This window comes from Nocardia aegles, assembly GCF_052545135.1.
In genome coordinates, this window is sequence record NZ_JBQWRI010000004.1 from 458,120 (window position 1) to 472,453 (window position 14,334).

The window sequence follows — 14,334 nt, forward strand, 5'->3', positions numbered from 1 at the left end:
GCGACGCGCACGCGCGTGCTCCCGGCAACCGCTCCCGACGACGATGAGCAGCGCGTTCGTCCGGCGTTCCTCGATCGAACCCGGGGAGATCACTGAGCCTCCCGTGCCGCCGGAACTCCGGTCGGTGCGGTCGGAAGGCGGCGACGGCCGTCCCCGATCGCACACACCAGATCGGCGTAGGCGATCTCCAATTCGGCCAGCCGGGTCCATGCCGCGTGCATGCGCTCACCACCTGGATCGTCGTGCATCAGCAGATGGAACGCCTCTTCCGCGACGGCGGCCATCCGATGGATCATTTCGCCCAGGCTCGTCTCGTGCACCCGCACCCCGGGGTCGGCGCACGGCAGGTGCAGCGCCGCCCAGGTGTCGATTCGGTCGACCAACTCGGCGCAACGCCGCCGCGACTCGACCGACTCGCGCGCGTCCTCCCGGCACTGCCGGTGCAGTTCGGTCAGCTCGCGCGCCCACCGGCTCACCGGGCCCTGCGCGTGCTGGCCGCCCAGCGCGCACAGCAGAGCACTCGGACTCGGCAACGCCGAGCCTTCGGACCGCTTCCGCGGTCGCGCACGCTGGACCGGCATGGCGTACCTCCCCGGCACGACCCCACCGCTCGCACGGTCGGTCGGCCAAGCCCTCATCAGGACAGCGTTCATTCCGGATCCGGCATGCCCGTTGTTGGTGGACGAAAAATCACAGGGGCGCAGTGAGTTCGAGATGGATGCCGTCGGGATCGGAGAACGACAGGATCGCGATGCCGAAATCGGCCATTTCGGTGATCTCCCCGTGTTCGATGCCCGCCTCCGCCAGGCGAGCGGCCGCGGCCACGAGATCGTCGCGCGCCGGGACGGTGAAGCTGAGATGGTCCAAACCCACACGCTCGGAATCGAATCGGTCCGCCGGATCGGCGACCGGGCGCAGGCCGAGCAGCATCCCGTTGGCCTGGAACACCACGCCGCCGAACAGCCGCATCGGATCGACGCGCACCGCCGGATCGTCGGGGCTGCCCGGCGATTCGGCGGCGATGGGGAAACCGAGCACGTCTCGGTAGAAGGCACGCGACCGGGCGATATCGGTCACGGTCAACCGGATGTGGTGCGTTCCGGTCGTTTCGATCATGGTTACGCTCCCGAACGAGGTAGGCGGGCTCGATCTATTCCCCGGCACTCCGGCGGACGAGCCGTCTCGCGATTACGGTAGGACAGAATCCCGGCGGAACCGAGAGTCGTAAACGACATCTTCGGTACCGTTTCCGACATGGACGTCGTCGTCTTCGTGGTCGACGGCGTAGCCGATTTCGGATACGCCGCCCTGTTGGAAACCTTCAACACCGCCAACGCCGTACGCACCGAGCTGCCCGACCCGCCGACGCCGTGGCGGGTGCGCAGCGCCTCCTTCGGCGCCACGGTGCGGTCGGGCAACGGCAACACCGTGCCGACGATCCCGCTCGACGAACTCGGCGGCGGATTCGACCTGATGATCGTGCCAGCCGTGAACGTCCTCGAGGCCGCGGCGCTGATCGACCTCGTATCCGCACCCACCAGCCGCCCCGTGCTCGATCGGCTGGCCGCGGCCCGCGATCGGGGCGCTCACCTCGCCGGCGCCTGCACCGGAACGTTCTTCCTGGCCGAGGCGGGCGTGCTGGACGGTTCGCCCGCGACCACGAGCTGGTGGCTCGGCCCCAGCTTCCGGCGCCGTTATCCGCGCGTGGAACTCGACGAGGGCCGCACGCTGTGCCGCGGACAACGCGTCACCACCGCGGGCGCCGCACTGTCGCACATGGACCTCGCGCTGTCGCTGATCGCGGGCAAGAGCCCGGCGCTGGCCGAACGCGTCATGCGTTACCTGGCCGTGGGCGCCGGACGACCGCAACGCGAGTTCATCGTTCCCGAGGTCATCGCCCGCGGCGATTCCGTCACCGCCGCCTTCGAACGCTGGGTCCGCACACACCTCGGCGAGAACTTCCGGATATCCCAGGCCGCACGCGCCATCGGTGTCACCGAACGCAGCCTGCAGCGAGCCACCAACGCCGAATTGGGCATGTCCCCTACCGAATTCGTGCACGACATCCGCCTGGAACGGGCCGTGCAACTGCTGCGCACCACATCGCTCACGGTGGACGCGGTGGCCGCCAAGGTGGGCTATCTCAACGCCGGAACGCTGCGCGGATTGTTCCGCCGACGCCGGGGCATGTCGATATCCGAAATCCGCATGACGCGCGTGTCGTACTGAGCCGACCGCGGCACGACGCCGGATGCCGTGCGCCGGCCGCCGCGGACGGCCGCGCTCCGCGAACGGTATCGTCCGCACGGGCGGCCCAACGCGGCTCGAGGAGGACCGGGTGACCGATCAGCAGCACACGACCACATCCGACGAGGGGCGAACTCCCGCGCCCGCCGCGACCAGCGCGCACGACACCGTGCGGCTGGGCGTGGTGGTCGGCGCGCTGGGCGTGGTGTTCGGCGACATCGGCACCAGCCCGATCTACACCATCCAGACGGTGTTCAACCCGGGCGATCCGCATCCGGTGCCGATCAGCACGGACAACGTGTACGGCGTGGTCTCACTGGTGTTCTGGTCGGTCACCATCATCGTCACCGTCACCTACATCCTGCTTGCCCTGCGCGCCGACAACGACGGTGAGGGCGGCATCATGGCGCTGATCACGCTGCTGCGACGGTGGGGCGGCCATCGCGGCCGACGGCAAGCCGCCGCGCTGGCGGCGCTGGGCATTTTCGGCGCTTCGCTGTTCTTCGGCGACAGCATGATCACTCCGGCGATCTCCGTGCTGTCCGCGGTCGAGGGCATCGAAGTCGTCGAGCCGTCACTGCGGGAGTTCGTCGTGCCGATCACCGCGGTGATCATCGTGACGCTGTTCCTGGTGCAGCGGCGGGGCACCGCGGCGGTGGGCCGGGTGTTCGGGCCGGTGATGATCATCTGGTTCGTCACCATCGGCGCGTGCGGGGTGGCGGGCATCGCCGATCATCCGCAGATCCTGCGGGCACTGTCGCCGACCTACGCGCTGGGCTTCCTGTTCGGCCATTTCGGCACCGCGTTCTTCGCCTTGGCGGCGGTGGTGCTCGCGGTGACCGGAGCCGAGGCGCTATATGCCGACATGGGTCACTTCGGCCGCCGATCGATCACCCGCGCCTGGCTGGTGCTCGTGTTTCCCGCGTGCATCCTCAGCTATTTCGGCCAAGGCGCGCTGATCCTCGCCGATCCCGGCCACGTCAACAGCCCATTCTTCCTGCTCATGCCGGCCTGGGGCCGCCTGCCGCTGGTGCTGCTGGCCACCGCGGCGACGGTGATCGCGTCGCAGGCGGTGATCACCGGCGCGTATTCGGTGGCGTCCCAGGCCGCCCGGCTCGGCTACCTGCCCCGGCTGCGCATCGCGCACACTTCGGAGGCCACGGTCGGCCAGATCTACGTCCCGTGGATCAACTGGCTGCTGATGGTCTCGGTGCTTACCCTGGTGTTCGCCTTCCGCAGTTCGGCGGCGCTGGCCTACGCGTTCGGCATGGCGGTGACGGCCACGATCACCATCACCACGCTGCTGTTCTTCTACGTCGCCCGCGACCGCTGGCGCATCCCGCTGTGGCTGCTCAGCGTGGGCGCCGTCGCCCTGCTGTCGGTGGACCTGCTGTTCGTCGCGGCCAACCTGACCAAGCTCGTGCACGGCGCGTGGCTGCCGCTGCTGATCGGTCTCACCGCGTTCACCATCATGACCACCTGGCAACGTGGACGCGAGATCGTCACCGCCGAACGCGAACGGCGAGAGGGGTCGCTGGGCGAATTCGTCGACCACTTGCAGGCGGGCGACCCGTCGATACTCGAGGTCCCCGGCACGGCCGTCTTCCTCAACCGAGGCAAACGAACCGCGCCACTCGCCTTGCGGGCCAATGCCGAACACAACCACGTGCGCCACGCTCACGTCGTGATCATGTCGATCGAGACCGAACCCGTGCCGCGCGTCGCGGCGGACAGGCGGATCAGCGTCGACTCCCTCGGCTACACCGAAGACGGAATCATTCATGTTTGCGCCCGATTCGGCTACTTGGAGGCGCAGGACGTACCCGGAGCGCTGGCGCTGCTCGACCCCGCCGTCACCGAGGGGCCGTTGCAGCTGGACCGAGCGTCCTACTTCCTGTCGAAGATCGAGCTGCGCGCCGGAACCGAGCCGACGATGGCCCGGTGGCGCAAACGGCTGTTCATCGCCACCTCCTACATCACCGCCGACGCCGCCGAGCAGTTCGGCCTGCCCCGCGACCGTACGGTCATCATGGGCGCCCACATCGAGATCTAGACACTCGCCGCCCCGGCCGCGCTCCCGTCCCGCACGTGCGGGGTTCAGAACGCTCCCCCGCCGGCGGGCACGCTCGCCCCGGTGATCCAGCGGGCCTGCTCCGATACCAGGAAGCCGACGACATCGGCGATGTCGCCGGGTTCGCCCATCCGGCCGAGCGGAATCGACTGGGCGATCTGCTGATTCGCCGCGGCCATCCCGGACGCGGTGAGCGCGTCGGTGCGCACGGCACCGGGCAGCACGCTGTTGACCGTGATGCCGCGCGGGCCGAGTTCCCTGGCCAGCACCCGAACGAGCTGCTCGACGGCGGCCTTGCTGGCACCGTAGCGCCGCGTGACTCGCGCCGTCCCCACCGAGCAGGGCTCGGCGGTGCGGCATGAGTTCCGCGCGGATCTGGAACGAGAGCTGGCCCGCAGACTTCCCGGCATCGACCGGACTCGAGTGATCGACCTCGTGACCGCGACGGCAACAGCTCTGGCCGAACACCGGTGACAATCGAACGTCGCCGGCGGACAACAGCTCCTCGGGCGGCGGTTGAGCGGGCGGGGCGGGCTTCGCTCTCAACGCCGCAGGCCTCGGCTGTCGTCGGCACCCGCAGCCGCTGGCACCTGAGCGGCGGAAGGTCAGACGCGCTGAAGCCCACCGGTGTCGAAACACCGAGGCCATCACAGCAGTGACCGCCCCGGCGAACCCTCCCGGCGACGGCCGCGCCTGCGTCGACTACCGCGGCCGTACTCGCTGACGCTCAGCGGTCGGTGCGCCATCCGACTAGATCGGGTGGAAGCCCGCTCCGGGACCGCCGCGGGCGTCGACGTCATCGATGACGGCGGTCATCTCGGTCCCGAGCTGCGGTCCGAGGCACGGCACGGTCACGTATGCGTTCACCATGCTGACGAGTGTTGTTCCGACCACGACCGGTCCGCCGGAGTCACCGGGAACGACGCATATCTGTGTCCACGTCCACGTCCCGGACGCCAGCACGTTCCCGTAGGTCAGTCCGCAGGTCTGGCCGGTGCTATAGCCTTCCTTACACGCGATGTCCGGGAATTTCGCCGGACCGCCCACCTGGGTGATCGTCGTGTTGCCGACGCGGCTGACCGGCACGACTTTGTCCGGTTCGAACACGATGACGGCGTAATCCATGTCGTTGTCGGCCTGGGCGATGGTGCCGACGACGCCGGCGTCGCGATCGGCCGCCGCCGCGACGCTGGTACCCGGACCACCGCAATGAGCCGCGGTGAACCCGACCAGCCGGCCTGCGGCATCGTGCCCGATCGTGGTGAGCGTACAGATGCCCTCGCCGTTGACGACGATGCCGGAGCCGCCACCCAGCACGACGGGAGCGGCGGCGTGCACCATACCCGCATGCGCCCCGATCAGCGTTGCGCATGCCGCGAGCGCAGCAGCTGTTCCCGCAAGTTTCTCGAACATGCCGCATCCAATCGGTCGAAGGGGAAGATCGTCCCCCCCGATGCCGCGCGAACAGTACTGCTGTTTACTTCGCAGGTCGACCAGCCGGCCAGGCGTCATCACCAATAGTGCGGGATCGAGCCTGGTCGGGTGTCGGTCATTGATGACGAAACGCCGACGGTCACGCCACGATCTGGTGAGTGCGCGTGACGCGCGGCGTTCGTCCTTTCGTCAGCGATGCTGTCCAGCAGATCATGCGATGCAGATCGGGAAGACGAAGATCAACGGCGGGAAGAAGCAGACCGGCCAGAGGAACGGAGCCCAGAACAAAACGGCGTCATTGGTCTGCAACTGCCCATGCTGAGAGATGTCGACGGCCGCCGGCGGGGCGGGCGCAGGTGCCTGATCCGGGGAAGCGACAGCTACGCCGGAACCGAAAGCGATCAATGGCACGCAGGCTGCCGCGGCTGCGGTGGCGATAATCTTGTTTTTGGTCATGGTGCTTCCTTCAACTGGGCTGTTGGGATGCCTTCGCCCATTGAAGACGTCCCGCATTGACCCCTCTTACTCTTCTCTCAGGAAGCGCGGAAGATCATCGTCCTAGGGGTCGGAAACACTCACCCCTCCAGCGCGATCTGTCCGGGAGGTCGTCGTACCGGAGTCTCGGACGCTGGGTTCGGTGTCCTTCACGTGTGGTCGGGTAGCCGGAGTCGTTTGAGTGCCAGGGCGTTGACGGCCACGATGATGCTGGAGCCGGACATGGACATGGCCGCTATTTCCGGGCGCAGGGTGAGCCCGATGAGTGGCTCGAAGACACCGGCGGCGATGGGCAGGGCGATGGTGTTGTAGCCGACGGCCCAGGCCAGGTTCTGGTGCATCTTGCGCAAGGTGCCGCGGCCGATGCGTATCGCGGTGGGCACGTCGAGTGGGTCGGATCGCATCAGTACCAGGTCGGCGGTGTCGATGGCGACGTCGGTTCCGGCGCCGATGGCGATGCCCAGGTCCGCCTGCGCCAGGGCGGGGGCGTCGTTGACGCCGTCGCCGACCATGGCGACTGTGCGGCCGTCGGCTTGCAGGTCGGCGATCCTGGTGGCTTTGTCGCCGGGTAGCACCTCGGCGATAACGACGTCGATGCCGAGGTCGGCGGCGATGCGGTCGGCGGTGGCCTGGTTATCGCCGGTCAGCATGACCACCTCGATGCCGAGGTCGTGCAGTTCCCGCACGGCGGCAGCTGAGGTTTCCCGCGGTGCGTCGGCGATGGCGATCACCGCGGCAGCCTTGTCGTCGACAGCGACCAGCACAGCGGTGTGCCCGGTGCCGGCCAGCCGGTCCCGGGCTGCGGCCAGTTCGCCCAGTTCGATTCCTTCCCGCTCGAACAATCGCCGGTTGCCGACCACGACGCGACGGCCTCCCACCACGGCGATGGCGCCGTGGCCGGGCACGTTCTCGAACCGCTCCGCGACCGCGGCATCGACGCCGTGTGCTTCGACGTGGCGGACCACGGCTCGGGCCAGCGGGTGTTCGGATTCCCGTTCGACCGCCGCGAGCAAGGCCAGCAGTTCGGCGTCCTCGTCGGCGTTTCCGTCGGTGACGATGTCGGTGACCTCCGGCTCGCCTTTGGTGAGGGTGCCGGTCTTGTCCATCACCACCACCTGGACCCGGGCCGCGGATTCCAGGGCCATCGCGTTCTTGAACAGCACACCACGCTTGGCGCCGAGGCCGGTGCCGACCATGATCGCTGTCGGGGTCGCCAAGCCCAGCGCGTCGGGGCAGGTGATCACGACGACGGTGATGGCGAACAGCATCGCGGTGGCGAAGCCCGCGCCCGCCAGCAGCCACCCACCCAAGGTGAGTCCGCCACCGACGAGCGCGACCAGTACCAGCCAGAACGCGGCCCGGTCGGCGAGTTTCTGCCCGGGTGCCTTCGAATTTTGGGCCTGTTGAACCAGATTCACGATCTGCGCCAGCGCGGTCTCGGCGCCGACTTTGGTCGCGCGCACTCGCAGGGTGCCGTTGGCGTTGATGGTGGCGCCGATCACCGGCGAGCCGGGTTGCTTGTGCACCGGCAGGCTTTCGCCGGTGACCATGGACTCGTCTACTTCGCTGTCACCATCGGTGACCACACCGTCGGCGGCGATCTTCGCGCCCGGCCGCACCAGCAGCACGTCCCCGACGACGACCTCAGCAGTGGGGATCTCGAGCTCGTGCCCGTCGCGGATGACCAACGCCTTCGGTGGCGCCAGGTCCAGCAGTGTGCGGATGGCGTCGTTGGCGCCTCCGCGGGCCCGCATCTCGAACCAGTGCCCCAGCAGCACGAAGGTGGCCAGCATGGTGGAGGCCTCGTAGAACACTTCACCGCCGCCGGTGGCGCTGATCGCCAGCGAGTACAGCCATCCCGCGCCGATCCCGACCGCGACCAGCACCATCATGTCCAGCGTGCGGGCCCGCAACGCTTGCACGGCACCGGTGAAGAAGATCGTCGAGGAATAGAAGATCACCGGCAGGCTGAGCACCAGAGCCCAGATGTCCTGGCGCAACCCGAATGGTGTCGGCAGATGCAGCCCGAACATGTCGGTGGCCATCGGGGACCACGCCATCACCAGCAGCGAGAAGACCACCGCCACCGCGAACCGGTTGCGCATGTCCACAGCCATCGCGGCCATCGACATCCCCGCATGCGCGGCGTGCCCCATCGCTGCGTGGTCCTTCTGGGCGGAAGCGACGGCAGCCTGGTCGATCACGGCATGACCGGCGGCTTCGTGGGCGGGTGCGGGACCGGCCGCCGACGCCCGGGCGCCTGGCTCGATCATCGGATCGCAGAGGTGGGCGGGCACCGATTGCCCGGCGCAGTGGAACCCGCACTCGCGCACCCAATTCCGCAACTCGGCCACCGACGTGCGGTGCGGGTCGAACACCACAGTCGCGGTCTGGGCCACCGGATTCGGCTCCACCGACCACACGCCCGGCCGACGCCCCAGGACCGCGGTCACGACGCTCTGCTGGCTGGCCCACTGCACCCCACTGACATCCAGTACCGCCGTGCTACGCCCGGACTCCTCGACCATCACCACTCCTCATTCGCAGCGTTCCGGAACATTACTATACCCACCCGGGGTATATAGGAAAGGGGCGATCCACCGTTTGCGATGCTCGGACACAGAGCGTGCCGGTGACGAAGGGCCTCGCCGGTGGTCGTGGGTGCGTGTCGGGTGACGGTCAGATGGGCGTGCCGGTGTCGAGGGTCTTCCTGCGGCGGGTGTATTCCTCGTCGTCGATCTCACCGCGCGCGTACCGATCGGCGAGGATCTGGTGCGGGGTTGGGCCGCGCTGTGGTGGTGCGCCGGTCGTGGTGGCGCTGCTGTTGGCCGCGTAGCGGACCAATGCCACGATCCCCGCCACCACGAGCGCCCAGAAGATCACCATACCGATGAACATCAGGCTGTAGCCCCAGCCACTCATGCCGTTGCCGTACCACATCACCATCGCCGTCTCCTTCAGGAGCATTCGCTGCTCGCCCCTCACTGTGCCGGTCGGCGACGAGGCCGACCACGGCCGAACAGCACCGGGCAGCGGGACCAAAGTCCTGGGCACAGAGCGCGCCGGCCCATGATGGCGACGTGATCACAGCGCACGATCGTCGTCGTGCCTCCGGACTCGCCCGGATGCTCGGGCTTCTCATGCTGCGGTTGGGTGTGAACGTCCTGAACCTTGCCGCGTCTGGTGTCGTCATCGTTCTCGTCGGCGGCGTCGGCACCGGTGGTCTGCCCCGTCTCATGGAGACGGTGTGCTACCAACGCCGCAGCCAGGGGTCGGGAGTTCACTCGGTACGCGTCGCTGGTGGCCTTCGCGAGGGTGGTGTTGCCCAGCCTCACCGGGGGTGTGCGTTCCACCGTGAGGCCGATTTCCTCGGCGATCTGCTTGTATCGGCCGTTGTGGTAAGCACCCGCGCGGCTGGTGTCCTTCACCGCGCGCGGGAGCGGGCGATCCCGTGCGCGGCATAGTGCAGGACCGCGCCGAGCACCTCGTCCGCGCCGGCGGCGAAGCCTTCACAGCCCACGAACAGCTCAGGCATCAATGGTCCGGCCCGAACCGTCCCAGCCGCACGCCGCCACTCCGGCCGGTGGAGCCTGCGGCCATCGTCACGACCACATCAGATGTGTCGGGGTGGCGGGCCTGAATTGCCGCCCACATGGTTTCGAGAGCCTCCATCAACGGGCGGCCGATCTTCTTCAACGCAAGCGCCTCTCCCGGACTCCTCGCGCCGAGCGACTGACCGCATCGGCCGAAGGGAATTGATCCATTCGCATCAACGCTATGGATCGCCCCCGACCGAAAACTCCTTCTGCACAGGACATAACCGCAGATCAACACGCATCAGACGCCGATGAGCGCGGTGTTTCCACGGGAGAACTTGATGCTAACGACCATGTTCCTTGCCCACAAACTTCCCTCGTTCGATGCAAGCGCATCAAACCCGTGTGTGATGCCCAGCCTGACCTCCTCTTGTGCTCCATCCTCGAACAGCAATGCCCTCCACGCGCGCCATACAACCGGCACGTCGGTGAACTCGCGTGCCGTGGCCCCCGCCCACCTGCCGACTCCCGCCCAGCACTGAGCGCACCCTTGCGCGCGAACCCGCACCTGCAGGTGGCGCAGCTCTGTGGACCAGCCAGCGTAGAAACGCGACCACGTACGCGTTCAGGTTCAAGTCGACCTCGGCGACAGCTGCTTTCGCGTTTCGCGCGCTTGATGTATATCCGGGTCCGGGCGGACGATTACGGCCGGAACCTGTGCTGCCTCGGCATTCCTCCAGCTGCTAATCAGCAGCCAGACGCCTATTCGAACGGATCACACCAGGTCGCCCCGTCCCCGCCAACCATAGATTCGCTGAATATTAACTCTGGTCCATAGTCGCCAAAGATAAAATCCAGATAATGGATATCTAGTTCTAAGAAATAAACTCCTGCCGCCTCTGGCCTAGCATCGGCACTAGACTCCAAATAATTCTGCAAGATCTGCGTTCGTGCTAGGCGCACGAAGAGGCGGAACATAGAGAGTCGCCAAGGCAAGGTCCGTCTCGTGAAGTTTGCCAATTGACGTCCATTTTATAACCGGCTTGCTAACCATGAACAGGGGAGATTGATACGCAACGACTTCGTGTTGCTCTCCATAGAATGCGGCTAAAACCTCTGCGAGCACACGGACATTGTCGTTTTGCGGAAGTATGTGCCGATATTGAAAATCACCGATACAACCGGCCTGCCATAGGACTAACGCACTGGTCACGTCCGGCTGGTAGCGTTTGAGAAGGAAGTCGGTGGCATCAAATGATTGACATCCGCACTCACCTGGATCGAAGAGAAGATCACAAAAGAGCGCCGACTGTGTCGAGATGCCGGGGATCATACGGGCACGAAAGCCCTCCTTCCGGAGACGACGAATGCTTTCATGCGAAACATAAACGAAGATTCCTGGGTGACCTTCGAAGGATACGCAAACTTTGAGTCCGCCTCGCACGTAGTCGACGATCTCCGTGATCATCTTTTCATATGCCACCAACCGCTCGCCACCTACGACATAGAATCTGTCTAGACACTCGGCCTTCTTCGAGTTTCGCAGTATCCAATCTGCAGTTATCGGTTCAGAAGTCCCGTACAGCACGATATCGGCGGAGCGTATAGACTCAACTGCTTCGGCGGTTATATGTGCGACAGCCTTTATGCCCGTTCCGACGACAACCAGAGATCCACTTTTCATCGAAATACCTCTCGCTTGCAATCGCGAAAATATGGCTCGAAGCTCGTAGCGGCACCGCGCCGTCACCGTATTCGTGCAGCATTCGCGCTATGTAAGGCGGATGCGTATGTTTCGGATGCGGAGACGGAACCTGGGTGCATCCGACACCTCGAATCCAAGCTTTTGCAGAATCGCGTCTTCGTTGCCTTCCCTGATTACCGCCTTCTCGTCTTCCGTCAATCCATAGGCCTCCATCAGTTCCTCGGGAGCGTTCTCATAAGCGTCTAGCCGATTACTGGCTTCACTCATGTCCTTGACAAACTTCTCGAAATTGCTCGGCGATGTCATGTCTACACCCCTCCTGTCGATGGCCAGCACTTTCGGCTAGCACCATGGTTAATCCACTTTGATGAAGCGCTGCCCCTGTCCATAGACGTGCTCTTGAGCGTCTCCGAACTTAAGTAGGTAGTCGTGGGATTGCTGATACGACTCCAGTTCTGCGATTGCGATTCCAAGACGTTCGGCCATTGCGAGGTCAACATTCGGGCGATTAGCCGGGGGGATGAATAGAGTTCCGAAACTCGGATTTGCCGGCAACTGCTCGTGAAGGCAACCCAGTCTTACTTCATTAACCCTAGCTCGTCCGACTGAGAGAATTGGAGCCGTATACAGGTACCCCATGTGATCGGGCTGATAGAATCGCATCAGCGCATCGACCAACAATGGCACGAATCGTCCGTCGTAACCGTTCTCGTGATAGGCGCGGTCTCCGACACAATCGACCTGCCAGAGAATAACTGAGCAGGATGGATCGATTGTATGATCACTTAAGAGAAAGTCTGTAGCTTCGTAGGAGATGCACCCATGCGCCCCGGGGTCAACGCCAAGGTCAGCATAGAGACAGTCTTCGGCGGATATCCCTGGAAGCATGCTGGCCCGGTAGCCTTCCTCATGCGCGATTCGTACGCATTCGAACGAGGGATACACAAAGACACCTGGATGGCCATAGAATAATGCGCAGACCCGAAAGCCTGCTCGCACCTGATTTAGAATAGCCTCGATCATTTCGCGATATGTGTCGCGGCGATCCTTACCTTCCTCGTAAAATTCACACAGGTCTATCGCGGTTTCACAGGTACGTTTAATCAAAGATTCAGAGAATGGGTCGCATACAGCGTAGAAAACTCTTTCCGCAGAATTGAGGCGGCCTCGCGCTTCATTAGTCATCTGATGCAGTCCTCGAATACCGCTTCCCATGACAACCAAAGATCCACGCTGCGAAATCATGACTCGGCACCTTTCATTGGCAGCAGCTATTCATAGTATCCGGGGCCGTTCGGAGGTTGGACTAAGCCGCCCAACAATTCTCCCCCAGGTGACGACACCATGCAAGTGCTAGATATTTGCCAGAACGCTCATACAGGTGGCCTGGTTAGCGTCTACCAGTATGTTTGCTGGCCCAATCCAGTATCTACCTGCTGAGAATAGGGGCGAGACCAAGCGACGGTCGCGGTGAGACCCAACAGGCCAAAGTTGCGACTGTTTTGAGGACAGTTTTGGGATCAGTAGCCGCTAGCAGCGCCCGCTCGGGTTGCATGGATCAACTGCGCGCGCTGCGCCAGAAGCGGGGGTGTCGATGTCGAACCGGCGCCCGCGCCGCCGCAGACCACATCATCGCCGCCCTCACGGCCGCAGAAACTCGCCGACACCGCCAGCCAACGCACCCGCCGTCATCATGAGAAGGCTGGGCCCGCAGACGCGGCGTTGTTCGATATCGCCTAATCTCGCTGCCCGAAAGGGCCGTGTGAGCGGTCCCTGATGACGAGACCACCCGGGACTAGAGCCAGGTGATTTCGTTCCGTGTTCGGTTGATCCCGCACCCCATCGGATGATGGGTGTGGGTGCAGGCCGCAGCGTACTCGGCCGGTGTGCGATAACCCAGCGCCGAATGCCGGTGCCGCCGGTTGTAGTCGGTCTTGAAATCACCGATCACCACCCGGGCCTCGAGCAGGCTGGTCCAGTGGTTGCGGTTGAGGCACTCGGTCCGCAGCCGCCGGTTGAACGATTCCACGAAACCGTTGTTCCACGGCGTGCCCGGTGGAATGTAGGAGATCCCGACCCGGTCAGCGCACAACCGTTGCAGGGCAGTCGAAATCATTTCCGGACCGTTGTCCGTCCGTAGCACCCTCCTTGGGCCGCCGGCCGCGGCGAACACCTTCTCCAACTCGGCGACGAGCCGGTCGGCGGTGGTCGACCGTTCCAGGAGGTGCAGCAGGGATTCCTGGGGGTGTTCATCGATCATCGACGCGATCTTCACCGCCCGACCATCGGTGGTGGAGTCGAACTGGAAATCCAACGCCCACATCACCTTCGGCGCATCGGCCTCGACCGACGGGACCGAGGAGACCCGGCTCGTTTGCGGGGATGGTGTTCGCGGACCTGCAGGCCCTCCTCGCGCCAGAGCCGGTGGACCTTCTTGATGTTGACATCGTGACCTTCGTCGAACCGCAGGATTGCCCAGGCGCGGCGGAACCCGTGCCCCTGATGCTTGACCGCATACGAACGCAGCCACGCCCGCAGACCGGCATCCGGGTCCGTCGGGATCTCCGTGACCGGCAGGCGCCGGTACGTGGACCGATGAAGCCCCACAACCTTGCACGCGAGCCGTTCCGGGCTGGTCGCGGTCGCGTTCGGTGGTGATCGTGGTGCGCCGCACGCGCATGAAATCGGCGACCCACCACTGATCCGGCCGAACAGGTTGCGACCAGGCCCGCCCGATCAGGTAGCGTTGTTCTGGACCAACTCGGCTGTCGCTTTCAGCATTTCCGCTGGTCAAGTGGCATTTGTGGGGCGGGCGGGGCTCGAACCCGCGACCAATGGATTATGAG

At 64.9% G+C, this 14,334-nt stretch carries 17 protein-coding genes; 3 read left to right on the forward strand and 14 right to left on the reverse strand.

Annotation, left to right across the window (positions count from 1 at the left end; translation table 11 throughout):
• Window positions 1-89: 89 nt before the first annotated feature.
• The gene (locus tag ACT89H_RS15605; RefSeq protein ID WP_445109304.1) at window positions 90-533 is read right to left on the reverse strand and encodes a hypothetical protein; all 444 of its coding nucleotides are present in this window, start codon (window positions 531-533) and stop codon (window positions 90-92) included.
• A 157-nt stretch (window positions 534-690) separates the two neighbouring features.
• Window positions 691-1,116 (reverse strand): VOC family protein, encoded by a 426-nt coding sequence (locus ACT89H_RS15610; RefSeq protein WP_445109305.1) that lies wholly within the window; start codon window positions 1,114-1,116, stop codon window positions 691-693.
• Between the two features lie 138 nt (window positions 1,117-1,254).
• Here ACT89H_RS15610 and ACT89H_RS15615 point away from each other — a divergent pair, with 138 nt between their 5' ends.
• Both ACT89H_RS15615 and ACT89H_RS15620 read left to right on the forward strand, forming a co-directional pair.
• On the forward strand, window positions 1,255-2,229 hold the full coding sequence (locus tag ACT89H_RS15615; RefSeq protein WP_445109306.1) for a GlxA family transcriptional regulator: 975 nt from the start codon (window positions 1,255-1,257) through the stop codon (window positions 2,227-2,229).
• 187 nt (window positions 2,230-2,416) lie between these two features.
• Window positions 2,417-4,300: a potassium transporter Kup gene (locus tag ACT89H_RS15620; protein ID WP_445109351.1), complete on the forward strand. Its 1,884-nt coding sequence runs from the start codon at window positions 2,417-2,419 to the stop codon at window positions 4,298-4,300.
• A 44-nt stretch (window positions 4,301-4,344) separates the two neighbouring features.
• Here the strand turns inward: ACT89H_RS15620 and ACT89H_RS15625 are convergent, their stop codons facing one another.
• On the reverse strand, window positions 4,345-4,653 hold the full coding sequence (locus tag ACT89H_RS15625) for an SDR family NAD(P)-dependent oxidoreductase (RefSeq protein ID WP_445109307.1): 309 nt from the start codon (window positions 4,651-4,653) through the stop codon (window positions 4,345-4,347).
• Here ACT89H_RS15625 and ACT89H_RS15630 point away from each other — a divergent pair.
• On the forward strand, window positions 4,634-4,792 hold the full coding sequence (locus ACT89H_RS15630; protein ID WP_445109308.1) for a hypothetical protein: 159 nt from the start codon (window positions 4,634-4,636) through the stop codon (window positions 4,790-4,792). The genes ACT89H_RS15625 and ACT89H_RS15630 overlap by 20 nt on opposite strands.
• 276 nt (window positions 4,793-5,068) lie before the next feature.
• On the opposite strand, the gene ACT89H_RS15635 is transcribed toward ACT89H_RS15630, so the two are convergent.
• The 11 genes from ACT89H_RS15635 to ACT89H_RS15685 all read right to left on the reverse strand — a co-directional run bounded on the left by ACT89H_RS15635 (window position 5,069) and on the right by ACT89H_RS15685 (window position 14,095).
• On the reverse strand, window positions 5,069-5,731 hold the full coding sequence (locus tag ACT89H_RS15635; RefSeq protein ID WP_445109309.1) for a chymotrypsin family serine protease: 663 nt from the start codon (window positions 5,729-5,731) through the stop codon (window positions 5,069-5,071).
• 231 nt (window positions 5,732-5,962) lie between these two features.
• Entirely contained in the window at window positions 5,963-6,208 is a 246-nt protein-coding gene (locus ACT89H_RS15640) for a hypothetical protein (RefSeq protein ID WP_445109310.1), read from the reverse strand.
• A 188-nt stretch (window positions 6,209-6,396) separates the two neighbouring features.
• A complete protein-coding gene (locus tag ACT89H_RS15645) occupies window positions 6,397-8,775 on the reverse strand; it encodes a heavy metal translocating P-type ATPase (protein WP_445109311.1) in 2,379 nt (792 codons plus the stop codon).
• A 151-nt stretch (window positions 8,776-8,926) separates the two neighbouring features.
• Entirely contained in the window at window positions 8,927-9,193 is a 267-nt protein-coding gene (locus tag ACT89H_RS15650; protein WP_445109312.1) for an SHOCT domain-containing protein, read from the reverse strand.
• Between the two features lie 35 nt (window positions 9,194-9,228).
• Window positions 9,229-9,675, reverse strand: a complete 447-nt coding sequence (locus ACT89H_RS15655; protein ID WP_445109313.1) for a hypothetical protein — start codon at window positions 9,673-9,675, stop codon at window positions 9,229-9,231.
• A 106-nt stretch (window positions 9,676-9,781) separates the two neighbouring features.
• Window positions 9,782-9,943 (reverse strand): hypothetical protein, encoded by a 162-nt coding sequence (locus ACT89H_RS15660; RefSeq protein WP_445109314.1) that lies wholly within the window; start codon window positions 9,941-9,943, stop codon window positions 9,782-9,784.
• Window positions 9,944-10,699: 756 nt separating this feature from the next.
• The gene (locus tag ACT89H_RS15665) at window positions 10,700-11,467 is read right to left on the reverse strand and encodes an SAM-dependent methyltransferase (RefSeq protein ID WP_445109315.1); all 768 of its coding nucleotides are present in this window, start codon (window positions 11,465-11,467) and stop codon (window positions 10,700-10,702) included.
• Between the two features lie 87 nt (window positions 11,468-11,554).
• Complete coding sequence (locus ACT89H_RS15670) at window positions 11,555-11,824, reverse strand: hypothetical protein (protein WP_445109316.1); 270 nt, start codon at window positions 11,822-11,824, stop codon at window positions 11,555-11,557.
• Between the two features lie 18 nt (window positions 11,825-11,842).
• On the reverse strand, window positions 11,843-12,733 hold the full coding sequence (locus tag ACT89H_RS15675) for an SAM-dependent methyltransferase (RefSeq protein WP_445109317.1): 891 nt from the start codon (window positions 12,731-12,733) through the stop codon (window positions 11,843-11,845).
• Between the two features lie 550 nt (window positions 12,734-13,283).
• Window positions 13,284-13,811 carry an integrase core domain-containing protein gene (locus tag ACT89H_RS15680; RefSeq protein ID WP_445109352.1) on the reverse strand — a complete coding sequence of 176 codons (528 nt, stop codon included), beginning with the start codon at window positions 13,809-13,811 and terminating at the stop codon, window positions 13,284-13,286.
• Complete coding sequence (locus tag ACT89H_RS15685) at window positions 13,811-14,095, reverse strand: IS3 family transposase (protein WP_445109318.1); 285 nt, start codon at window positions 14,093-14,095, stop codon at window positions 13,811-13,813. Before ACT89H_RS15685 ends, ACT89H_RS15680 begins: the two co-directional genes overlap by 1 nt.
• Window positions 14,096-14,334: the final 239 nt, after the last annotated feature.